The following is a 23,171-nucleotide window of genomic DNA, read 5'->3' as shown; positions in this document are numbered from 1 at the left end:
TCACGCCCTCCCGTTCGCGGTGAGTGACTTGTGAATGCTTTCGGCGGCATCGCGACCCTGCGCGACGGCCGAAACGGTGAGATCCTCGCCGCCGAGGATGCAGTCGCCGCCGGCCCAGACCTTGGCCAGCGAGGTGCGGCCCTGGTCGTCCACGACGATGCGCCCGCCTTCAATGGCAAGGCTCGCGCCGGAGCCGTTCACCGACGCCGGCTCGAAGGCCTGGCCGATTGCCTTGAACACCTGATCGGCGGCCAGATGCACGGTCTCGCCGGTGCCGGCGAGCTTGTCGCCCTTCATCGCGGTGTATTCGAGTTCGATGCCCACCACCTTGCCGCCTTCCGAGACAACCCGCTTGGGCTGCATCCAGTGGCGGATGACGACGCCGTTGGCGGTCGCCAGATCCTGTTCGAACACCGAGGCGTTCATATGCTCCTGGCCGCGCCGGTAGCAGATGGTAACTTCTTCGGCGCCGAGCAGCTTGGACTGCACGGCCACATCGACGGCCGTCATGCCACCGCCGATTACGACGACGCGGCGGCCGACCGGCAGCGCGCCCAGATCGCTGGCCTGGCGCAGCGTCGCGATATATTCGACGGCGTTTTCGACACCAGTTGCGTCCTCGCCTTCGGCGCGCAGCGCATTGATGCCGCCTAGACCGAGACCGAGGAACACGGCGTCATATTTCGCGGTGAGGTCGGCGAGATGGAAATCGCGGCCCATCGCCTTGCCGTTCTCGATCGTGATGCCGCCGATGGCCGTGACGTAGTCGGCCTCAGCCTGGGCAAAATCGTCCGTGCTCTTGTAGGCGGCGATGCCGTATTCGTTGAGGCCGCCGGACTTCGGCCTGGCCTCGAGAACCGTCACCTCATGGCCATAGCGTGCCAGGCGATGCGCGGCGGCTAGGCCGGCAGGGCCCGCGCCGACTACTGCGATCTTACGACCGGTCGGCTCGGCACGCGTGTAAAACTGCTTGCCCTCCTCCATCGCGATGTCGGTGGCGTAGCGCTGCAGGCGGCCGATCTGCACTGGCTTGCCCTCGGCCGTCTCGCGAACACAGACCTCTTCGCACAGCGTCTCGGTGGGGCAGACGCGGGCGCACATGCCGCCGAGGATATTCTGGTCGAAGATGGTCTTGGCCGAGCCGAGCGGATTGCCCGTGGCGATCTGCCGGATGAACATCGGAATGTCGATGGAGGTCGGGCAGGCCTGCATGCAGGGCGCGTCGTAGCAGAAGTAGCAACGATCCGCCTCAACGAGGGCTTCGTGATGATCCAGCGGCGGATGCAGGTCGGAAAAATTCTCCGCATACTGTGCGGCGGCAAGCCTTCCGGCGGCTATGCCTTCCTTGAACTGACCTTCGGCCATTTCAGTTCCCCATTATTGTGGTTTTGAGGAAGGCTAGCACAGTTTATTTTTTTATCAATTGGTCAATTTTCTCACTAAACGATTGAACTGACACAATAAAAACATGACAAACAATATCATGTTTTACTACGGAGCTGACCTATAGATTCGCTCAAAACGACGCACAACAAAGTGCTTAGTGTCGCACAGTCCGACGCCAGAGAAACGGGGATGAGCTGGCAGGCTCAGCGACAACCAGGCGGATAGCCTGAAACCACGCAAGCAGGCCGCATGCTGGGAATTTCCATCTGCCGCGGCGCAACGCGCGGGCGATCAAGTTCCCGATAGAACTGCTGCTGCTGCTGATAGTTCTGCCGCATCTGCTCGTTCTGCTGGATATAGAGCTGGTTCAGGAACTGCTGATTGACGCCAAAACCGTTGTTCTTGACCGGCTGTCGCAGCTCGACGGCCTGCGAAGCCCCTGACATTGCCAGAACCGCAAGGGCGGCAAGCATGAGGCTCTTGATATTCTGGGAAATAGACACTTTGGGCATCCGATACTGCCTGAAGGGCCGTCACAACGGCCCTCCACCTAGATAGTGCGCTTGCCGGCAATTGCCATGATTGGGCCGACAGGCAGAGCCGGCTTACGCCCCGAAAACGGTGTGGTCAACCAAGCCCCAGTACCCGGCAGCCGCCCGGTCAGGCGGCGGTGCCCTCGTTGTCCTCAGCCGGGGACGCACGCCCCGCCGCATCGCTCTCGGAGTTGTCCTTCTCGAAGCTGATCACAGGCTCCATCTTCGCCAGCACCTCATCCGACAGCCAGCACAGGCTCTTGTGGCCGTCACCGAGATCCTTGAGCGGCGGCACCTTGGTCTCGCACAGATTGTCCGGCACCAGGTGCTTGTAGCGGCAGCGGGTCTGGAACGGGCAGCCGGTGGGCGGGTTCATCGCCGAGGGGATTTCGCCCTCCAGCACGATGCGTTTCTTGACCACGCTGGTGTCTGCGATCGGGATCGCGGACAGCAGCGCCTCGGTATAGGGGTGATAGGGCGGCGAGAAAATCTGGTCGGTGGTGCCCTGCTCCACGATATGGCCGAGATACATCACCACCACGCGGTCGGCGATGTAGCGCACCACCGAAAGATCGTGGCTGATGAACAGCATCGTGGTCTTGGACTCGCGCTGTATGTCCATCAGAAGCTCGGTGACCGCCGCCTGAACGGACACGTCCAGCGCCGACACCGGCTCGTCGGCCACCACCACGCGGGCGCGGCCGGCAAAGGCGCGCGCCACGCCGATGCGCTGCTTCTGCCCGCCCGAAAGCTGACGCGGCATGCGCTCGGCAAAGGCGCGCGGCAGCTTCACAAGATCGAGCAGATCGAACATCTTCTGCCGGCGCTCGGCCACATTCTTGCCTATCTTGAATTTCTCCAGCGTGCGGATGATCTGCGAACCCACCGAATGGCTGGGGTTCAGCGTGTCGAACGGGTTCTGGAACACCATCTGGATCGATGACACGGTATCGACATCGCGCTCCTCGACCGGGGTCGACTGGATGTCGCGATTGGCGAGCGTGATCTTGCCCGAGCTTGCCGTCTCGAGCCCCAGCAAAACCTTGGCGAGCGTGGACTTGCCGCAGCCGCTTTCGCCGACAATGGCGACCGTCTCGGACTCGCGCGCCTCGAAGCTGATCGCCTCATTGGCCTTCACGACGCGGCCTTCGCCGCCGCCGAACACTTCGCTGCCGCCGACCCGATAGTATTTCTTCAGCTCGTCGATCTTGAGAACCGGCGCGCCGGGCTTCACAGGCTCCTTGTCAGTCTTGGCCCCTTCCGGCACCGCTTGCCAATCGATCTCGTTGAAGCGCACGCAGCGGCTATAGTGGTTTTCATGCCCGTCGACTGCCACCATCGGGATTTCGGCGGCGTTGCAGACGCCCTCGACGAAGTGGTGACAGCGCGGGCCGAAGTTGCAGCCCTTGGGCCGCTCGTGCGGCAACGGCAACTGGCCCGGAATGGCGATCAGCGGCCGCGAATTCTTGTCCGCGCCCGGCAGCGGGATCGAGCGGAACAGGCCTTGCGTATAAGGATGGCGCATGCGGTCGAACACGTCCTCGACCTTGCCGGTCTCCACCGCTTCGCCCGAATACATCACCGTGATGCGGTCGCATGTCTCGAGGATAAGACCGAGATTGTGCGACACGAAGATCATCGACGTGCCGAACTCCTTGCCGAGCCCCTTCACAAGCTCGACGATGCCTGCCTCGACGGTCACGTCGAGGGCGGTGGTCGGCTCGTCAAGAAGAAGCAGTGCCGGCTTGGAGAGAAGCGCCATGGCAATGACGATGCGCTGCTGCTGCCCGCCCGACAGCTGGTGCGGATAGGACTTCATCACCCGCTCGGGGTCTGGCAGGCGCACCGCCTTCAGCATTTCCAGCGAGCGCTGGTAGGCCTCGTCCTGCGAGACCTTCTCGTGGATCAGCGGCACTTCCATTAGCTGCTTGCCGACCTTCATCGCCGGATTGAGGCTCGCCATCGGCTCCTGGTAGATCATGGCGATCTTGTTGCCGCGTATCTTGCGCAGCTCCTCCTCCGACATGTCGCCCATGTCGCGACCCTGGAACTTGATCCGGCCGCCGACGATCTTGCCGACATTGGAAAGGTCGCGCATGACGCCGAGCGAGACGGTGGACTTGCCGCAGCCGCTTTCGCCGACGATGCCCATCGCCTCGCCGGGCATGACGGTGCAGGAGAAGTCCATCACGGCAGGTATTTCGCCGCGTCGGGTGAAGAAGGAGATGGAGAGGTTCTCGATCTCCAGGATGGGTTCGACCGGAGGCCTGACAGCTTCGTTCATGGTGCCCTCCATCAATCTTTCAGCGATTGTTCGCGCAGGGAGTCGGCGAGAAGATTGAGCCCGAGCACGAATGACATCAGCGCGATCGTCGGCGGCAGCGCCGGGTGGACGAAGGAGCGCAGCAGTCGGCTGGCGTCCTTGATCGCCGTGCCCCAATCGGGGCTTTCGGGCGCGAGGCCGAGGCCGAAATAGCCGAGCGTGCCGAGCAGAATGGTGGTGTAGCCAATGCGCAGGCAGGCATCGACGATCAGCGGCCCGCGCGCATTGGGCAGGATCTCCCAAAGCATGATGTACCAGGGCGATTCACCTCTGGTCTGCGCAGCCGCCACATAGTCGCGCGTCTTGATGTCCATCACCAGGCCACGCACGATGCGGAACACGCCGGGGCTGGAGGCGAACACCACCGCCACGAAGATGTTGAGCTGGTTCGGGTCGATATGGATGATTTTTAGCGGATCGGCGTCGAAGACGAGCCCGGCATAGACCCAGCCGCCGATCACCAGCGTCAACCCCAGAAGCACGTACAGCCGCTCGGGACGCGTCTTGAACCGCGTCCAGAACAGCACGCAGAAGAAGACGATCGGGAACAGGAAGAACAGCCCCGCCATGGCATAGGGGATGGGCGTGTCCATGATGCCCGGCGTGACCAGCAGATAGAACAGCAGGATCACCGGGAAGGCGAGGACCAGATTGGCCAGGAACGACAGCAAGGTGTCGATCTTGCCGCCGTAATAGCCGGCGGGCAGGCCGAGGGTTACGCCCACCATCAGCGCAAAGCCGGTGGCGGCAGGCGCAATGATCAGTACGATCTGGCTGCCATAGACCATGCGCGAGAAGATATCGCGCGCAAGCTTGTCGCCGCCGAAGAGATAGACGCCGTGCGATGCGGGCTCGATGGCGCCCGGCAGAGCGTCCTTCATGGCCGGGATCTGTGCCAGCGGATCGAAGGGCGCGACAGTCGAAGCGAAGATCGCCGTGAACAGCCAGAACAGGCAGATGGTGACGCCCGCTATGCCGACGCCGCTGTCGAAGAGCTGGCCGTAAAGGCCGAGCCTTTTCCTGTAGATGAAGCTCGCGCCGAGGACGACGGCGAGCGCTGCCCACACAGGCCAGAAACGCGCCAGAACGCCGAGGAAAATCTGGAACCCGCTGATGAATTCTAGCTGCATCCTCGCCTCCTACTGCACCCTGATGCGTGGATTGAGATAGGCATAGCCTAGGTCGGAGATGAGCTGGGTGATCAGCACGATGAACACCGACACCAGCGAACAGCCGAGCAGCAGGTCTATGTCGTTGTTGCCGGCCGCCTCGACCAGCGTGTAGCCGAACCCCTGGTAGCGGAACATCACCTCGACGATGACGACGCCGGTCAGCAGCCACGGAAACTGCAGCATGATGACCGTGAATGGCGCGATCAGCGCATTGCGCAGCGCGTGCTTGACCACCACGCCACCGAAGCTGAGCCCCTTGAGGCGCGCCGTGCGGATATATTGCTGGGTCATCACCTCGACCATCGAGGCGCGCGTCATGCGGGCGATGTAGCCGATGCCGTAGATCGCCAGCGTCATCACCGGCAGCGTGAAATTGTAGAAGGTCACGCCCTGGCTGGCCGAGGCGGCAGAACCGTTCAGCCAGCCGAGCCAGGAGGCGAAAATGACCGTGAAGATGACGCCCGACACATATTCAGGCGTTGCGGTGGTCGCGATCGACGCCGCGGACAAGGTGCGGTCGGTGCGCGATCCTTCGCGCATGCCGGCCAGGATGCCAATCACCAGCGATATCGGCACCATGGTGGCCAGCACCCAGAACATCAGGATGCCCGTGGCACCAAGCGCGGGAAAGAGCTTTGAGGAAACCGTGGCCTTGAACTTGGTCGAGCAGCCGAAGTCGCCCTGCAGGATGCCTGCATAGGTCTTCTCGACCGGATCGTTGCAGAAGGTGAAACGCTGCGAGGCCTTGCCGGTCGCCGGATCGATGATCGGCTCCTTGGGCATGATGCCCAGCCACTGGCCGTAGCGCACGAAGAAATTCTGGCGATAGCCATGCTTCACCAGCCAGCTCTCGAGCTGTTCGGCCGAGGTGTGCATCTCGGTCTGGCTGATCGCCAGCTTCTTCAGGTTCGGCTCGAGATTGACGAGAAAGAACACGACCAACGTCAGGCACAGCATCGTCAATGCCATCGTGCCCAGACGCCTTGCAACGAAAGATAACATTTCGGCCCCCTGCCGGTGGGGTCGGGGTCGATACGCTCAACCCCTGTTGTTCTTGCACATGCCGTCGCGACGCGTCAGCCGCATATCACGTCGACTTCCGCTACTTCGGGCATGTTAGGAGCAATGGAGAGGGGCTTTGGCGCCCCTCCCCTCGACAACCGGTCGATCACGCCTGATCGAGCCAGACCTTACCGAAATCAGCCTCGTAGGTCGGGTGCATGGCGTGGTTCTTAACCTCGGGCTTGATGTTGATGTAGAGCTTGCGCCAGTAGGGCTGGATGATGATGCCGGAGTCTTGCAGCATCTGCTCGATGTCCTTCATCACAACCTTGCGCTTCTCCGCGTCGGCGATGCCGAGCGCCTCGTTGACCTTCTTGTCGAACTCGGGATTGGCGTAGCCGCTCTCGTTCCAGGCTTCGCCCGAACGGTAGGCGATTGCGATGACCTGGATGCCCAGCGGACGCATGTTCCAGTTGGTTTCCGAGAACGGGTACTTGGTCCAGTCGTTCCAGAAGGTCGAGCTCGGCAGCACCGTGCGCTTCACCTTGATGCCGGCTTCGCGAAGCTGCCCGGCAATCGCGTCGGTGGTGTTCTTGTGATAGTCCTCGTCGTTGCTGATCAGCTCGTGCTCGAAGTCGGCCACGCCGGCTTCCTTCAGCATCTCCATGGCCTTGGCCGGATCGCGCGCGACCTTCGGCAGCTCGACATATTCCGGATGGATCGGGCAGACATGGTGGTTTTCGCCCACCGTTCCGGCATTGCCGTAGCCGAGCTGCAGAACCGTCGCATTGTCGACGGCCAGGCACATCGCCTGACGAACCTTCTGGTTGTCATACGGCTTGTTGTTGACGTTGAAGCGCGAAACGACCGTGGCCGAGGTGACGACTTCCGAGACCGGGGCGCCCACGCCTTCGAGGATCTTGACGTAATCGGCAGTCGTCTCGTGGTTGGTGTGCACCTCGCCGGACTCGAAGGCCGCGACCGTCGCCGCCGGATCGGTGCCGTAGTCGATGAACTCGACGCCGTCGAGATAGACGTCGCCCTGCCACCACTTGCCGGTCTCGCGGCGCTTGTAGACGACCTTCTGGCCGACGTCGTAGGAGACGAGCTCGAACGGGCCGGTGCCGATCGGGCAGTTCTTGAAGTTGGCGCCCTTCTCGTCGAACGAGTTGTGGACGATCAGGCCCGGGTAGTCGCACATGTTGGGAATGAGCGCGATGTCCGGCTTGCCCAGCTTGAGCTTGACGGTCATGTCGTCGACCTTGGTGACAGCATTCTTGTCCAGCTTGCCGGTCTTTTCGTCGACCAGGGTGCCCAGACGACCGGGCATGGAATTGCCCTCGGCGCTCTTATCGGCCCAGCGCTCCAGATTGTAGATCACGTCGTCGGCGGTGAACTTGTCGCCATTGTTCCATTCGACGCCCGGCCGCACATGCAGCGTGTATTCGGTCGCGTCCTCATTGATGTCCCAGCTCTCGAGCAGATACGGCTCAAAGGTGTACTGGCGGGTGTACTTCACCAGCGGTTCGAGCGCCTGGCGCTCGGCATTGGAGATTTCCGACCAGTCGGCCGTGCGCGGGTCCTTCGGGTCCTTGATGGACATGGCCACCTTGATCACGCCGCCCGTCTTGGGCTGCTCGTCGGCGCGGGCCTGCGTCGGCACGGCAACGCCGATCATGCCATATGCCATGGCCGTGGAAGCACCGAACACGCTGGCCAGCGCCAGGAATTCGCGGCGATCGACTTCGCCCGACTTCGCGCTCTCGGCGAGCTTGCGAATGTGATCGGGCACGCGATCCCCGTTGCTCTTGTAGAATGTCATGCTGTTCTCCCATTGTTATTGGCTTTTCGCCGATTAGCATTCCTTCCGGCCATCGATATCAAAAGGACTGCGAAACAAACGCAAGAGCAAATTTGCAATTTTGGATGGGAGACGGTTCGCGCGAAAGCGACAATCTTGACGCAAAAGTCATATTGCGTCGCGGAATCGGGAGAAATCTTCCGCAGCGTCACAAGATAGTGCCGGCTTCGGCAAAGAGGCAGCGCCAGACCGGCCGCAACGTGAGGCCAGACAAGGCTTTCAACGTCGCTACCGCAGCAAAATCCGCCCATACCACTGAAAATTGTGGAAAGCTCCTGGGCACCATTGCCACACGAACGAACACCCCGGCATATCCGCTGCGGATCGCACCCTGCGGGGCGCGACGTCGAAATGTCATCCACCACAGCTAGAAGGCTGTGCCGATCCGTTGACAAGCACGCCCCCGGCTTGGTCACATGGATGCTCGGAAGATGCAGCAGCGACCGGAGGGGGATCCCATGTCAAATCGCGCCGCTCGTTTTTGTTCGACTTTCGCATTCCTCCTTCTGCTGTTGCTGCCTTTCTCGGGACCGGCAGGCGCCGTCGAGGCTCGCTCGATCGCAACCACATCCGACAGCGACTATTTCGGCTTCGACCTGCGCTCGGTGCAGAACCTTTCACTCGACCAGTGCAAGAGCACCTGCCTGGGCGACTCCGCCTGCCGCGCCTTCACCTACAACATCAAGGCCAAGTGGTGCTTCCTGAAGTCCGACTTCAGCCATATGAAGCCCTTTGCCGGCGCGGTCGCCGGCAAGGTGGTGACGCAGGACAGCGCTCCCGACATCGGCGCCCCTGCCGAACTGGGTTTCTTTGCCGGCAATCTGGTCGATGAAGCGCGCCGTTTCCGCTCCGACCTCGACAATATCGCCACCGGCGAAGAAGGGCTCGCCGCGCTGACGGAAGCCGGCAATACGGCAATGCAGAACGGCGACCCGCGCACCGCGATGGAAAAGTTCACCACGGCGGTCGCGACGTCGCCGGATGACGGCACGCTCTGGATCGACCTTGCCCGCGCCATCCTCGGCGCTTCGCCGACGAACGACGAGGAGACCGCAAAGCTCCAGCGTGACGGCACCTCGGCCGCCTGGAACGGCTACCAGCTTTCGCGCACCGCCGTCGCGCGCGCCGACGCGCTTGCCGTGCTGGCGGTGGCGCTCGACAAGCGCGACCTCTACCGCTCTGCCTTGCAGGCCTATGAGGCGAGCCTTGCGCTGGTGAACTCGGCTTCCGTCCGCGCCGAATATGAGGACCTCAAGGCGCGCAAGGGTTTCCGCATCGTCGAGCACTCGGTGGACAACGACAGCGCCTCGCCTCGCATCTGCGCGCAGTTTTCCGAGGAACTGGTCAAGGCGGGCGTCGACTACACGCCCTTCGTGAAAGTCGACGACGCCGCCCCGAAAGCCATCGAGGCCAAGGACAAGCAGATCTGTGTCGAAGGCCTGGAGCACGGCCGCCACTATCGCGTCACCTTCCGCGCCGGCCTGCCGGCTGCGATTAACGAGGCGCTTGCCGCGCCCGTGACGCTCTCGATCTATGTGCAGGACCGCACGCCCTCGGTGCGTTTCACCGGCGACAGTTTTGTCCTGCCCGCCACCGCCCGTCGCGGCATTCCGCTGGTCACCGTCAACATGGCGACCGCCGACGTAAAGCTGTTCCGCATCGGCGACCGCTCGCTTGCGCAGCTCCTCTCCGGCTACCAGTTCCTGCGCCAGCTCGACGGCTACGACATCAACAACATTTCCGACCAGATGGGCGAGCCGATTTGGGAAGGCGAGATCGACGTTGCCGGCAACGAGCTCAACAAGGAAGTCACCACCAGCTTCCCCATCGACGAGGCGCTGCCCAACCGCAAGCCCGGCGTCTATGTACTGACCGCCCAGCCGCAGAACGACCGCAGCGAGGACTACCAGTCCAAAGCTACGCAGTGGTTCGTGGTCTCCGATATCGGCCTTTCAACCTATACCGGCGAGGATGGCCTCAATGTCTTCGCCCGCTCGCTGGGCTCCGCCAAGCCGATCGCCGGCGTTGCGCTGACGCTGCTCGCCCGCAACAACGAGGTGCTCGGCACGGCGACGACTGACGCCGAGGGCCGCGCCACCTTCACGCCGGGCCTGACGCGCGGCACCGGCGCCATGGTGCCGGCGGTGCTGATGGCCAGCCAGGGTGACAGCGATTTCGTCTTCCTCGACATGACCCGCGCCGGCTTCGATCTCTCCGACCGAGGCGTGGCGGGCCGCGCCTCCCCCGGCGCGCTCGACGTCTATGCCTGGACCGAGCGCGGCATCTACCGCGCCGGCGAGGAAGTGCATGCGGCAGCACTTGTCCGCGACGATGCGGCCAAGGCGGTCGAAAACCTGCCGCTCACCTTCGTCTTCACCCGGCCCGACGGCGTCGAGGATCGGCGCCTCATCTCCGATGGCGCCAAGGTGGGCGGACATGCCGTGGACCTGACGCTGCCGGTCAATGCCATGCGCGGCACCTGGAGCATGGCGATCCACACCGATCCCAAGCAGCCGGCCGCGGCGACGCAGAGATTTTTGGTCGAGGATTTTGTCCCCGACCGCATCGAATTCGACATGACCAGCGACCGCAGCGAGATCGCCGCCGGCGAGCAGGCCAACGTCACCGTCGACGGCCGCTTCCTCTATGGCGCGCCGGCCGCCGGCCTTGCGCTGGAAGGCGAAGTGACGATTTCGACCAAACGCGACTGGGAAAAGTTCAAGGGCTATTATTTCGGGCTGGCCGACGAACAGGAAGGCGAAGCCACGCGAATTCCGCTGGATGAGCTGCCGCCGGTGGGCGATGACGGCAAGGCCACCTTCCCCCTGGCCATCGACCAGCTGCCTTCGACGACGCGCCTGCTCAATGCCGCCGTCGCCGTGCGCATGCGCGAAGGCAGCGGTCGCGCGGTGGAACGCGCGTTCGACATCGGCATCCGCCCGCAAGGCCAGATGTTCGGCATCCGCCCCGATTTCTCCGGCGACGAGGTGCCGCAAGGCTCGACGGCGAAGTTCAGCATCATTGCCGTGAACCCGCAGGGCGACCGTCAGGCGCTGCAGGGCGCGCAATGGTCGGTGGTGAAGATCGAGCGGAACTATCAGTGGTATCGCTCCAACAATTCCTGGAACTACGAGCCGGTGACCTTCACCCGCGCGGTCGCCAATGGCACCATCGATCTCGCCTCCGACAAGGAAGCCGCGATCTCAGTTCCGGTCGATTGGGGCCGCTACCGGCTCGAGATCGAGACTTCCGACCCCGCCGGCCCGGCGACCAGCTACGAATTCAATGCCGGCTGGTTCGTCACTTCGACCTCGACCGAGACACCCGACGGGCTGGAAATCGCCCTCGACAAGGACAGCTATGCCGCCGGCGAGACGGCCAAGCTGCAAGTTTCGCCGCGCTTCGCAGGCGAATTGCTGGTGACGATCGGCGCCGACCGGCTGCTGAAGACCGTCACGGCGAGCGTGCCCGAAGGCGGCGCGACGGTGGATATTCCGGTCGATAGCGACTGGGGCGCCGGCGCCTATGTCACCGCCACGCTTTACAGGCCCGGCGATGCGCAGGAATCGCGCATGCCAGCGCGCGCCATCGGCGTGAAATGGCTGAAGGTCGACCCAGGCCAGAAGAAGCTCGGCGTAACGCTGACGCCGCCCGAAAAGTCCGAGCCGCGCCGCACGCTTTCCATTCCCGTCCAGGTCACCGGCGCGTCGGCCGCCAGCGAAGCCTATGTCATGGTCGCGGCGGTGGATGTCGGCATCCTTAACCTCACCCGCTACCAGGCACCCGACCCGGAAAACTGGTTCTTCGGCCAGCGCCAGCTGGGGCTTGAGCTGCGCGACCTCTACGGCCGGCTGATCGATGGCTCGCTCGGCACCACCGGCAAGCTGCGCACCGGCGGCGACGGCGCCAACATGGCAACCGAAGGCAGCCCGCCCACCGAAAAGCTTGTCGCCTTCTTCTCGGGCCCGGTGCAGCTAGACGGCGAAGGCAAGGCGACCATCGACTTCGACCTGCCGCAGTTCAACGGCACGGTGCGCGTGATGGCCGTGGCCTGGACCAAGGAGGCCGTCGGCCACGCCGTGACCGACGTTATCGTCCGTGATCCGGTGGTGCTGACGGCCGGCCTGCCGCGCTTCCTCGCTCCCGGCGACCAGGCGACCTTGCACCTCGACATCGCCAACACCGACGCGCCCGATGGTGACTATCGGCTTTCCATCGTCACTGGCGACAACCTCGCCGCCAATGAAGGCGCCCTGCCCGACCATGTCACGCTGACCGGCGGCAAGCGCCAGTCGCTGGCAATCCCGCTCACCGCGCACGCAACCGGCACCGCGCAGATTTCGATCCGCATTGCCAATGACGCGAATGGCGTGGATGTCGAGCAGAACTTGTCGCTGCCGATACGCCCCGCCGACCTGCCGGTGACGACGCGCACCGTGGTCGACCTGAAACCCAATGGCGGCAGCGTGCGCGTCGATCGCGAACTGTTGGCCGCTTCTCTGCTCGACGGCGCCTCCGTCAGCGTAGGCGTGTCGCACGCCTCGGCTTTCGATGTGCCGTCGCTGTTGTTGTCGCTCGACCGCTACCCCTATGGCTGCGCCGAGCAGACCACCAGCCGGGCACTGCCGCTGCTCTATCTCAGCGAAATGCCGCAAAGCGCGGGCATGAGCGACGATCCGGACTTGCGCAAGCGCACCCAGGACGCGATCTATCGCGTACTGAGCTATCAGTCGTCCTCCGGCTCGTTCGGTCTCTGGGGCCCCGGTTCCGGCGACCTCTGGCTCGACGCATATGTCACCGACTTCCTGACAAGGGCGCGCGAGAAGAACTACGAGGTGCCGACCGAGGCGCTGTCGCAGGCGCTGGGCAATCTGCAGAACGCCATCTCCTACGACGTCGACCTCAAGGGACGCGGCAGCGAGATCGCCTATGCGCTCTATGTGCTGGCCCGCAACAAGAAGGCTTCCATCGGCGACCTGCGCTACTATTCGGACACGCAGCTTGAGGCCTTCACGAGCCCGATGGCCGTGGCCCAGCTGGCGGCGAGCCTCGCGTTCTATGGCGACCAGCAGCGCGCCGAAAGCACTTTCCACGCCGCGTTGGGGCTGGCCCAAGCCAGCACCCAGCACGACTACACGCGCTCCGACTACGGCTCGCGCCTCCGCGACGGTGCGGCCATGCTGGCGCTTGCCGCCGAAAGCCGCCCGGCGCCCAAAATCGTGCCGGAGCTGATCAAATTCGTCTCCACCGAGCGCAAGGCGGCGACCTATCTCAGCACGCAGGACCAGGCCTGGATGCTTTTGGCCGCCCGCGCGCTGAGGGCCAACAACGACACCATCCAGCTCACCGTCAACGGCACCGCGCATAGCGGCGTCTATTCGGAGGAGATGAGCGGCAAGGAACTGGAGGCCAATCCGCTCGTCATCGCCAACACCGGCAGCGACCCGCTGCAGGCGGTGGTGACTGCCGTAGCGGCGCCGGCGCAGTCGCTACCCGCCGGCGGCGATGGCTTCAATATCCAGCGCACTTACTACACGCTCGACGGCTCCGAGGCCAATGTGACCAGCGTTCAGCAGAACGAGCGCTTCGTCGTGGTGCTGAAGATCGATGAGCTCAACGACTGGCCCTCGCGCGTGCTGGTGACCGACCTACTGCCGGCCGGGTTCGAGATCGACAATCCGGGGCTGGTGTCCAGCGCCGAACTCTCGAATTTCGATTGGCTGGAGCGTACTGAACCGGCGCATCTCGAATTCCGCGACGACCGTTTCGTCGCCGCCTTCGACCGGCAGGCCGGCGATGCAAGCTCGATCACGCTGGCCTATGTCGTGCGCGCGGTGACGCCCGGCCTGTATGCACACCCGGCAGCGAGCGTCGAGGACATGTATAGGCCGCAATATTCGGCCCGCACCTCGACCGGCATGATGGAGGTGGCGGCGCAGTAGCCATGAGAGCGCTTCGCAAGCTGACAGTCTTCGGCGCGGCCGCAATCGGCCTCGCCGCGGCGGCGGTCGGCGCTCTCTACGCCCTCGACCGCGCCTATCCCCCGCCCCTGCCCGCACGGCTTGCCGTCTCGACGGAAGTGCTGGACCGCGACGGCGCGCTTCTGCGCGCCTATGCGACGCCCGACGGCTACTGGCGGCTCGACACCCGCCTCGACCAGGTCGATCCGCAATTCGTTAAAATGCTGATCGCCTATGAGGACAAACGCTTTTTCGACCATGAGGGCGTCGACCCGCTGGCGTTGCTGCGGGCCGCAAAGCAGTTCGCAGGCAATCGCCGCATCGTTTCCGGCGGCTCGACGCTGTCCATGCAGCTCGCCCGATTGATCGAGCCGCGCGAAAGCCGCAGCCTCGGCTCCAAGCTGTTGCAGGTGCTGCGCGCCCTGCAGATCGAGCGCCGGCTCTCCAAGACCGAAATCCTCGAACGCTACCTCACGCTCGCGCCCTATGGCGGCAATCTCGAAGGCGTGCGCGCCGCGAGCCTTGCCTATTTCGGCAAGGAACCGCGCCGGCTCACCGTGCCGGAAGCGGCGCTGCTGGTTGCCCTGCCCCAGCTTCCCGAACGCCGCCGCCCCGACCGCAACCGCGAGACGGCTGAGGCCGCGCGCGACCGCGTGCTCCAGCGCATGGTCGCGGCTGGCGTGCTGAACGAGCGCGAAGCGGCACACGCCGCGACGGAACCCGTTTCCAAAACGCGCCTTGCCCTGCCCGCGCTCGCCGCGCATGTCGCCGACGTCGCGCTACGCAAGGCACCTTCCGAGATGCGGCACAAGCTGACCCTCAAGAAGAACGTTCAGCAAGGCCTTGAAACCGTTGCCGCAGACGCGGCCGCAAAGCTCGGCCCACGCATCTCGGTCGCCATGGTGCTGGCGGATTCGCAGAATGGCGAGATCCTCGGCGAGGTCGGCTCTGCCGATTATTTCGATGGTGGCCGCTCCGGCTGGATCGACATGACACGGGCCGTGCGCTCGCCGGGCTCGACCCTGAAACCGTTCATCTATGGGCTCGCGATGGAACAGGGGCTCGTCGCGCAGGAGACGCTGATCGAGGACCGTCCGGCCGATTTCGGCGGCTATCGCCCGCGCAATTTCGACATGAGCTACCAGGGCGATGTCAGCGTGCGCCAGGCGCTGCAACTGTCGCTCAACGTGCCGGCCATTCGCCTGCTCGACGCGGTCGGCCCCGCGCGGCTGACGGCGCGCTTCCGCCAGGCGGGCGTCACGCCGGTATTGCCCAAGGGCGAGGCGCCGGGGCTGGCCATCGGCCTCGGTGGCGTGGGCGTTTCGCTTCGCGATCTGGTGCAGCTCTACATCGGGCTCGCCAATGGCGGGAAGGCGCGCACGCTGCGCGACGGCACCGAAACCGCCCCGATCTGGAACAGCGGCGGCACCGTGCTGGACGAGCGGGCAACCTGGCAGATCGCCGACATTTTGTCGGGCGTGAAGCCGCCCGAGGGTGCTGCCCGGCGCGGCATCGCCTACAAGACCGGAACCTCCTACGGCTATCGCGATGCATGGTCGGTCGGCTTCGATGGCCGTTACGTGCTCGGCGTCTGGGTAGGCCGCGCGGATGCCGGTTCTGTGCCCGGCATTTCCGGCTACACCACGGCCGCGCCTATCCTGTTCGAAGCTTTTGCCAAATCGGGCCTTGCCGCCGTGCCGCTGCCGCGTGCGCCCTCCGGCGCCTTCCGCACCGCCCGCGCCGACCTGCCGGTGACGCAGGAGCGTTTTTCACCGGCACCGGATGGGCTGATTGCCGTCAAAGCTGCAACGGAGCCCGCGCCGCAGATCGTATTCCCGCCCGACGGCGCCCATGTCGACCTTGCCGCAGCCTCCAATGCCGCCACCCCGCTGGTGCTGAAGCTTCAAGGTGGGCGCGCGCCGTTCCGCTGGCTTGCCAACGGCAAGCCGCTGGAAGAGCCCTCCCGCCGCCGCACCGCCACCTGGCAGCCCGACGGCACCGGCTATTCCACGCTGACGGTCATCGACGCCGCCGGCCGCGCGGCCAGCGTGAAGGTGTTCGTGGAGTAATTGGCGGCGGTCCACGCTGAAATTGCCTGCCGCAGGAACCATAGCGACACCGCATGGGTTCACCCCGCCAGGAAAATAATTCCGTCTCGAACAAGGCCGAAGTGACGAAAATTGCCCCGGCGCTGAAAATTTGGCACGAACCGGCGCATCAAAATTCTACCTAGTCGATAGAGTATGCTCGTTCAACGGAGGCAGACATGACTCAATTTCGACCGCGTTTCCTTCTTGCCGGTCTCCTCGCCGGTGCGGTGCAGTTCGGGATACTCGGCTTTGCGTTTGCCGACACGACGATCCTGAACGTCTCCTACGACCCGACCCGCGAACTCTACAAGGATTACAACGCGGCCTTCGCCAAGCATTGGAAGGCCGAGACCGGCGAGACCGTGACCATCCAGGCCTCGCATGGCGGCTCCGGCAAGCAGGCGCGCGCGGTGATCGACGGCCTCAACGCGGACGTGGTGACATTGGCGCTGGAAAGCGACATCGACGCCATCGCCGACAAGACCAAGAAGATCGCGCCCGACTGGCGCGGCAAGCTGCCCAACAATTCCTCGCCCTACACCTCGACCATCGTCTTCCTGGTCCGCAAGGGCAATCCCAAGGACATCAAGGACTGGGGCGACCTGGTGAAGGATGATCTTCAGGTCATCACCCCGAACCCGAAAACCTCCGGCGGCGCGCGCTGGAACTATCTGGCCGCCTGGGCCTGGGCGCACAGCCAGTTCGGTGGCGACGAGGCCAAGATCAAGGACTACATCGCCAGCCTCTACAAGCATGTGCCGGTGCTCGACACCGGCGCGCGCGGCGCGACCGTGACCTTCGCTGAGCGCGGGCTGGGCGACGTTCTGCTCGCTTGGGAGAACGAGGCCTATCTGGCGCTCGACGAATTCGGCGCCGACCAGTTCGACATCGTCATTCCGCCCTCCTCCATCCTCGCCGAGCCGCCGGTTGCGGTGGTCGACGGCAATGTCGATGCCAAGGGCACCCGCAAGGTGGCCGAAGCCTATCTCGGCTATCTCTATTCGGAGGAAGGCCAGCGCATCGCCGCCAAGCACCACTACCGGCCCTCCAAGCCGGAGCTCGTTCCGGCCGAGGATCTCAAGAAGCTGCCCGAGCTCAAGCTCGTCAGCATCGACGATCCGATCTTCGGCGGCTGGAAGAAGGTGCAGCCCGAACATTTCGGCGATGGCGGCATCTTCGACCAGCTCTACAAGCCAGGCCAGTAACAGCCCCTAAAAAGCCTTCCCCTGCCGGGGCGATTGACGCGGCATCCACGAAGCTGCGTCATCCGCCCCGGCAGGGCATGTTATGATAGTGCCACGACAAAGTGGCCGACGCTAAAAAGAACGGGAACATATGACCACAGCGCCCGCCGAAGCAGGGTGGAGATTCAGGCAGCCGAGCGTCATTCCGGGTTTCGGAGTGACCCTCGGCTTTTCGCTCACCTATCTCACGCTCATCATCCTCATCCCCCTGTCCGGGCTGGTCTGGCACACCGCAGCGCTCGGCTGGGCCGATTTCTGGGCGATCGCCACCGACCGTCGCACGATCAAGGCGCTGCAAGTCAGCTTCGGCACTGCATTTGTGGCCGCCGCTGTCAACGTCGTGTTCGGCACGCTGGTCGCCTGGGTTCTGGTGCGCTACCGCTTTCCCGGCCGTCGCATCCTTGACGCCATGGTCGACCTGCCCTTCGCCCTGCCGACCGCGGTAGCCGGCATCGCCCTGACCTCGCTTTATGCGCCCAAGGGCTGGGTCGGCAGCCTGCTTGCCCCGCTCGGCATCAAGGTGGCCTATACGCCGCTCGGCATCGTGATCGCGCTCATCTTCGTCGGCCTGCCCTTCGTGGTCCGCACGGTTCAGCCGATCATCGAGGAGATCGACCGGGAAGTCGAGGAAGCCGCCGCAACCCTCGGCGCCAACCGCTTCCAGACCATTTCGCGCGTGCTGCTGCCGGGCTTGACCCCGGCCATCGTCACCGGCTTCGCGCTCGCCTTCGCACGCGGCGTCGGCGAATACGGCTCGGTGATCTTCATCGCCGGCAACCTGCCCTATGTGTCGGAAATCGCGCCGCTTCTGATCGTCATCCGGCTGGAGGAGTTCCACTACGCCGCAGCGACCGGCATCGCCACGATCATGCTCGCCATCTCGTTCCTGATGCTGCTGGTCATCAACCTGATCCAGTCCTGGAGCCGCAAGCGCTATGGTTGACCTGTCCTACACCGCCGCTGCCGACACCAGCCCGGCCAGTACCGTCTCGGCCACCACGGAAGGCCGCACCACGCGCTGGGCGCTGTTGGCGCTGGCGCTCGTCTTCCTCGCCGTCTTCCTGCTCCTGCCGCTGGTCCTGGTCTTCGCCGAGGCGTTCAAGCGCGGCTGGGCCCCCTATTTCGATACGATCATCGATCCGGATACGATCTCCGCAATTCGTCTAACCTTGCTGGTGGCGGCGATCGCCGTACCGCTCAACCTCGTCTTCGGCGTGGCGGCCGCCTGGGCGATCGCCAAGTTCGAGTTCAAGGGCAAGGCGTTCCTGACAACGCTCATCGACCTCCCCTTCTCTGTCTCGCCGGTGATTTCGGGCCTGGTCTATGTGCTGCTCTTCGGCGCCAACAGCGTGCTCGGGCCATGGCTGAAGAGCTACGGCATCGAAATTCTGTTCGCCGTGCCCGGCATCGTGCTGGCGACCATTTTCGTCACCTTCCCCTTTGTGGCCCGCGAGTTGATCCCGCTGATGCAGGAACAGGGCACGGGCGACGAGGAAGCGGCGCTGTCGCTCGGCGCCAATGGCTGGCAGACCTTCTGGTATGTCACGCTGCCCAACATCAAATGGGGCCTGCTCTACGGCGTGCTACTGTGCAATGCGCGTGCCATGGGCGAGTTCGGCGCCGTCTCGGTAGTGTCCGGCCATATTCGCGGCCTCACCAACACCATGCCGCTGCATGTCGAGATTCTCTACAACGAATACAACGCCGTCGGTGCCTTCGCAGTCGCCTCACTGCTGGCGGGACTCGCGCTGGTGACGCTGGTGCTGAAAACCATTCTGGAAATCCGCTACGGCCACGCCATCGCCGCCAGCCGCGGACATTGACGAACGCATTTGGGACAAGGGTAATTTCATGGAAGTTCGCGTTGCCAATGTACGCAAGGAGTTCGACCGCTTCCCGGCGCTGCATGACGTTTCGCTCGACATCAAGTCGGGCGAGCTGATTGCGCTGTTGGGGCCGTCCGGCTCGGGCAAGACGACCTTGCTGCGGCTGATCGCCGGGTTGGAGAAGCCGACGCGCGGAAAAATCTATTTCGGTGACGAGGACGCCTCGCAGCGCACCATCCAGGAGCGCAATGTCGGCTTCGTGTTCCAGCATTATGCGCTGTTCCGGCACATGACGGTGGCCGACAATATCGGCTTCGGCCTGAAGGTGCGCCCCGGCGCCACGCGCCCGCCCAAGGCCGAAATCCGCCGCCGCGCTTCCGAACTGCTCGATCTCGTGCAGCTTTCGGGATTGGAAAAGCGCTATCCGACCCAGCTCTCCGGCGGCCAGCGGCAGCGCGTAGCGCTGGCCCGCGCCATGGCGATCGAGCCCAGGGTGCTGTTGCTGGACGAGCCGTTCGGCGCGCTCGACGCGCAGGTACGGCGCGAGCTGCGTCGCTGGCTGCGCGAAATCCACGATGCCACCGGCCATACCACCATCTTCGTGACCCACGACCAGGAGGAGGCGCTGGAGCTGGCCGACCGCGTCGTCGTCATGAGCCAGGGCCGCATCGAGCAGATCGGCACCGCCGACGAGGTCTACGACACGCCCAACTCGCCCTTCGTCTATGGCTTCATCGGTGAATCCAGCTCGCTGCCGGTCAAGGTCGAGGACGGGCAGATCTGGGTTGCCGACCGGCCGATCGGTCTCGCGACGCCGGATGCGCCCAATGGCAAGGCGACGCTCTACTTCCGCCCACACGACATCGAGCTGCTCGACGGCTGCAACGGCTGCATCGCCGGCACGGTGGCGGCGAGCCGCCGCGTGGCGGGCACAAGGCGCGTCGAGCTTGAGATCGGCGGAGGACGCCAGCTGGTGGAGATCGAGCTGCCGATCGAGCATCCGGCCGCACAGAAGAGCCGAATCGCCTTCCGCCCGCGTCGGTGGAAGGTGTTTCCGGCACAGGATTCCTGACATCGAACTGCCGCTAGGGAGGCCTTGGTGACGATCCCTTGCGACGCCACACGCGCATTTCAGTCGCCTGAACCCCTTCACGCGCCAATACGGGCGCGCGGCGCCGAAAAGTCACAGAACTTCAACGAGTTTGCGCTTGTTTATGCTGGCGCAGACTTTTAAGTCAGTCATGCGCGCTTTGCGGCGGCGTTCTGTCATCATTTGCACACAAACGCTCGCCACAGGCATAGGCAGATTTTCTGTGAGTTTTCGCGGGCATGCTTACTAAAAAAGGTAAATACGGCCTCAAAGCCCTGATTCATCTTTCGGGGTTGCCGGCCGGCCAGCTTGCCTTCGTCAACGATATTGCCGTTGCCAACAACATCCCGAAGAAATTCCTCGACGCCATCTTGGGTGAACTGCGCAACGCCGGCTTCGTGCAGAGCCGCAAGGGGAAGGACGGCGGCTACCGCCTCGCCCGCCCAGCCTCGGAGATCAAGATCGGTCATGTGGTGCGCGTGCTCGACGGCCCGCTCGCGCCCATCCCCTGCGCCAGCCGCACCCAGTATCAGCGCTGCGAAGACTGCGACGAGGCGACCTGCGAAGTGCGCCACATGATGCTGGACGTGCGCCAGGCCATCGCCGAGGTGCTCGACAACCGCAGCCTTGCCTCGATGCGCGACGCCGACAATGACGACGTACTGCGCAACGTCAAATACGGCATGTGATTAGCTGAGTTTTGCGCGCAGCGGGAGGGCCACCAGCGCGTCCCATAAATCGTGCTTCGGCATTTCGACCGCCTGCGCTTCATGCCGTGCCAGTGAACGCCTGACGACTGCCGCCACGTCGCGTCCGAATGCCACCAGCTCCTGCGGCTGGCCGAGGCCGTGCACCACGAACTCGCTGATGCCCAGCTCGCAGTAATCCACCAGACCCAGCGCGACCTGCTCCGGCGTCCCGACGAGTCGGGTCGCATTGTTGTCTTGCGCCAGTTTGTCGGCCTTCGCCCATGCTTCCGCACGGTTATCGGCAATCACCGGCCGGATCGGCAGGGAAAAGCGGATCTTGTCGACCCGGCCATGGGTGGAAGCGGCAGCGCGCACACGGGCTATGGTCTGGCGCGTTTCAGCGGCCGTGGCTGCGGGCAGCTCGAACAGGTCGGCATGCTTTGCCGCAACCTTGACCGCCGTTCCCGACAGCCCGCCCAGCGCCAACGGCACCTGCGCGCGACCGAAAGGCCGCGCCGCTGAAAGCGCTGACTTCAAGCTGTAGTGCGCCCCCTCATGGTCGAAAGGCCGCTCGTTGGCCCATAAGCGCTTGAGAAGCACCAGATATTCGTCAGTGCGGGCGAAAGCGGCCTCATGATCGAGGCCATCCTCGCCGGGCACCACGCGAACCATGAGCCGGCCGCCGCTCAGTTGGTCGAGCGTTGCGAACTGCTCGGCCGCCACCTGTGGCGCCAGAATACCGGCGGCATGCGACATTGCCACGCCGAGCTGCAGCGTGTTGTGCAGCAGGAACGAGGCCAGTTGGCTGTTGTCGGCCCCGCCCTTCGGGTCGGCGATCAGCACGCGGTCGAACCCAACACTTTCGGCCGCCAAGGCCAGCCGGCGAGCCTGGACCTGTGCGTCGGCTTCCGTCGTTCCGCCGGTATCGGCAGCCGGCGTCCATCGTTCGATACGGCTCGTGAATTCGATATGCATGGCACTCTCCTCCATGGTCTTATCGACAACAGTCTATCGACCGCGCTCACGACGCGGCGACCAATTCCCTGTTTTCGTTGACTGCTAAGGCCTCTCCCCGGGGGCCCTGCCGGCCTATCTGAACAGGCCGAACACCAAAGCTATGGTGAACCCGACGGCGAGAAGGAAGATGATGGTTTCCAGGCCAATACGGAACTTAGCCGGACGGTTTGCCAGCGGCCCGCGGATGGAATGCCATCTTACAATTGGCTGGTGGCTGCGCGACATCGTCGTGGTCTCCCTAATCGCACATAGTCTATGAGTTTTGTAGACATTGTCGATTGCGAAATTCACGCCACAATTACGATTAATTTTTCGTCAACAGCATTTTTGCGAAAATTGGTTCCCCGAAACCCGAATTTCGGGGAACGCCGTGAATCCTAGCCTCTCAACCGCTCCACGCAGAGCGCTCTGAGCAGCAGTGCCGCATGCGCGTAGGTCACCTGATCCTCGGAGAGTTCCTGCGCGGCGGGGCCGACGATCTCGCGCACAGCATCCAGCGTGCGAACCGGCAGGATGTCGGTGCAGGTACGCATGCGCCCGAACACGGCGCTTACGGCCACTTGCCTGCCGTCGAACTCGACGAAGGGCTCGGGCGCACCCGGCACCCATTCCTCGAAGGCTTCCAGGGCATCGTGGAACGCTTGGTGCAGAATGGTCGGCGCGTGGCCTTCATGAAGCGGGGGCAACAAGGCAGTCATGTCTGTCTCCTCTCACTTTGACGGTCGTTGCTGTCGGTCGCTGCGGATGCACTGGCTCCTCTGCGGCTGGCCGAAAAAATTTTCAGCCGGCACCAATGAAACCCAAAATAAGTGAAAACGACAGGAAAAACTGTTCGAAATTGCGCAGGCGACAGGAACGGTCCCGCCACGAAGCAATCGAATCATAAAGTTTCCAAGCCTGCTGCGCGGCCTCTTCGCCGGCCCTCGGAACAGGCTCCGGCAGTCGGAAGGAGGGGTTGATTGCCGCCCAAGCCGGTGG

Annotated in this window: 16 protein-coding genes; 7 read left to right on the top strand and 9 right to left on the bottom strand. The window is 63.9% G+C overall.

All coding sequences use genetic code 11. The features are described from left to right. The 6 genes from C7I85_RS00345 to C7I85_RS00320 all read right to left on the bottom strand — a co-directional run bounded on the left by C7I85_RS00345 (nt 1) and on the right by C7I85_RS00320 (nt 8,238). Nucleotides 1-1,365: an NAD(P)-dependent oxidoreductase gene (locus C7I85_RS00345; protein WP_106721973.1), complete on the bottom strand. Its 1,365-nt coding sequence runs from the start codon at nt 1,363-1,365 to the stop codon at nt 1-3. A 224-nt stretch (nt 1,366-1,589) separates the two neighbouring features. Then, nucleotides 1,590-1,889 carry a hypothetical protein gene (locus C7I85_RS00340; RefSeq protein WP_146148819.1) on the bottom strand — a complete coding sequence of 100 codons (300 nt, stop codon included), beginning with the start codon at nt 1,887-1,889 and terminating at the stop codon, nt 1,590-1,592. Nucleotides 1,890-2,046: 157 nt separating this feature from the next. After that, on the bottom strand, nt 2,047-4,203 hold the full coding sequence (locus C7I85_RS00335; protein ID WP_106722556.1) for an ABC transporter ATP-binding protein: 2,157 nt from the start codon (nt 4,201-4,203) through the stop codon (nt 2,047-2,049). 11 nt (nt 4,204-4,214) lie between these two features. Beyond that, nucleotides 4,215-5,372, bottom strand: a complete 1,158-nt coding sequence (locus C7I85_RS00330) for an ABC transporter permease (RefSeq protein ID WP_106721971.1) — start codon at nt 5,370-5,372, stop codon at nt 4,215-4,217. Between the two features lie 9 nt (nt 5,373-5,381). Next, nucleotides 5,382-6,416: an ABC transporter permease gene (locus tag C7I85_RS00325; protein WP_106721970.1), complete on the bottom strand. Its 1,035-nt coding sequence runs from the start codon at nt 6,414-6,416 to the stop codon at nt 5,382-5,384. Between the two features lie 166 nt (nt 6,417-6,582). Next, the gene (locus tag C7I85_RS00320) at nt 6,583-8,238 is read right to left on the bottom strand and encodes an ABC transporter substrate-binding protein (protein WP_106721969.1); all 1,656 of its coding nucleotides are present in this window, start codon (nt 8,236-8,238) and stop codon (nt 6,583-6,585) included. A 497-nt stretch (nt 8,239-8,735) separates the two neighbouring features. Here C7I85_RS00320 and C7I85_RS00315 point away from each other — a divergent pair, with 497 nt between their 5' ends. The 7 genes from C7I85_RS00315 to C7I85_RS00285 all read left to right on the top strand — a co-directional run bounded on the left by C7I85_RS00315 (nt 8,736) and on the right by C7I85_RS00285 (nt 21,176). Then, the gene (locus tag C7I85_RS00315) at nt 8,736-14,219 is read left to right on the top strand and encodes an alpha-2-macroglobulin family protein (protein ID WP_106721968.1); all 5,484 of its coding nucleotides are present in this window, start codon (nt 8,736-8,738) and stop codon (nt 14,217-14,219) included. A 2-nt stretch (nt 14,220-14,221) separates the two neighbouring features. Then, nucleotides 14,222-16,306: a penicillin-binding protein 1C gene (pbpC, locus tag C7I85_RS00310; protein ID WP_106721967.1), complete on the top strand. Its 2,085-nt coding sequence runs from the start codon at nt 14,222-14,224 to the stop codon at nt 16,304-16,306. Nucleotides 16,307-16,503: 197 nt separating this feature from the next. Further along, nucleotides 16,504-17,532 carry a sulfate ABC transporter substrate-binding protein gene (locus C7I85_RS00305; protein ID WP_106721966.1) on the top strand — a complete coding sequence of 343 codons (1,029 nt, stop codon included), beginning with the start codon at nt 16,504-16,506 and terminating at the stop codon, nt 17,530-17,532. Nucleotides 17,533-17,662: 130 nt separating this feature from the next. Continuing rightward, entirely contained in the window at nt 17,663-18,514 is an 852-nt protein-coding gene (gene cysT, locus C7I85_RS00300; protein ID WP_106721965.1) for a sulfate ABC transporter permease subunit CysT, read from the top strand. Continuing rightward, nucleotides 18,507-19,394, top strand: a complete 888-nt coding sequence (gene cysW, locus C7I85_RS00295; RefSeq protein WP_106721964.1) for a sulfate ABC transporter permease subunit CysW — start codon at nt 18,507-18,509, stop codon at nt 19,392-19,394. The genes cysT and cysW overlap by 8 nt, the downstream gene beginning before the upstream one ends. A 28-nt stretch (nt 19,395-19,422) precedes the next feature. Further along, complete coding sequence (locus C7I85_RS00290; RefSeq protein WP_106721963.1) at nt 19,423-20,469, top strand: sulfate/molybdate ABC transporter ATP-binding protein; 1,047 nt, start codon at nt 19,423-19,425, stop codon at nt 20,467-20,469. A gap of 257 nt (nt 20,470-20,726) precedes the next feature. Next, nucleotides 20,727-21,176: an RrF2 family transcriptional regulator gene (locus C7I85_RS00285; RefSeq protein WP_106721962.1), complete on the top strand. Its 450-nt coding sequence runs from the start codon at nt 20,727-20,729 to the stop codon at nt 21,174-21,176. Here the strand turns inward: C7I85_RS00285 and C7I85_RS00280 are convergent, their stop codons facing one another. The 3 genes from C7I85_RS00280 to C7I85_RS00275 all read right to left on the bottom strand — a co-directional run bounded on the left by C7I85_RS00280 (nt 21,177) and on the right by C7I85_RS00275 (nt 22,891). Further along, a complete protein-coding gene (locus C7I85_RS00280; RefSeq protein ID WP_181257038.1) occupies nt 21,177-22,151 on the bottom strand; it encodes an LLM class flavin-dependent oxidoreductase in 975 nt (324 codons plus the stop codon). It lies immediately after the preceding gene. A 114-nt stretch (nt 22,152-22,265) separates the two neighbouring features. Continuing rightward, nucleotides 22,266-22,418: a hypothetical protein gene (locus C7I85_RS30850; protein ID WP_181257037.1), complete on the bottom strand. Its 153-nt coding sequence runs from the start codon at nt 22,416-22,418 to the stop codon at nt 22,266-22,268. A 152-nt stretch (nt 22,419-22,570) separates the two neighbouring features. Continuing rightward, nucleotides 22,571-22,891 carry a hypothetical protein gene (locus C7I85_RS00275; protein WP_106721958.1) on the bottom strand — a complete coding sequence of 107 codons (321 nt, stop codon included), beginning with the start codon at nt 22,889-22,891 and terminating at the stop codon, nt 22,571-22,573. Nucleotides 22,892-23,171 lie beyond the last annotated feature (280 nt).

The organism is Pseudaminobacter soli (ex Li et al. 2025) (assembly GCF_003012705.1).
Lineage (GTDB): Bacteria > Pseudomonadota > Alphaproteobacteria > Rhizobiales > Rhizobiaceae > Pseudaminobacter > Pseudaminobacter soli.
The sequence above is the reverse complement of the archived record's forward strand: the minus strand, read 5'-3'. Positions and strand labels throughout refer to the sequence as shown.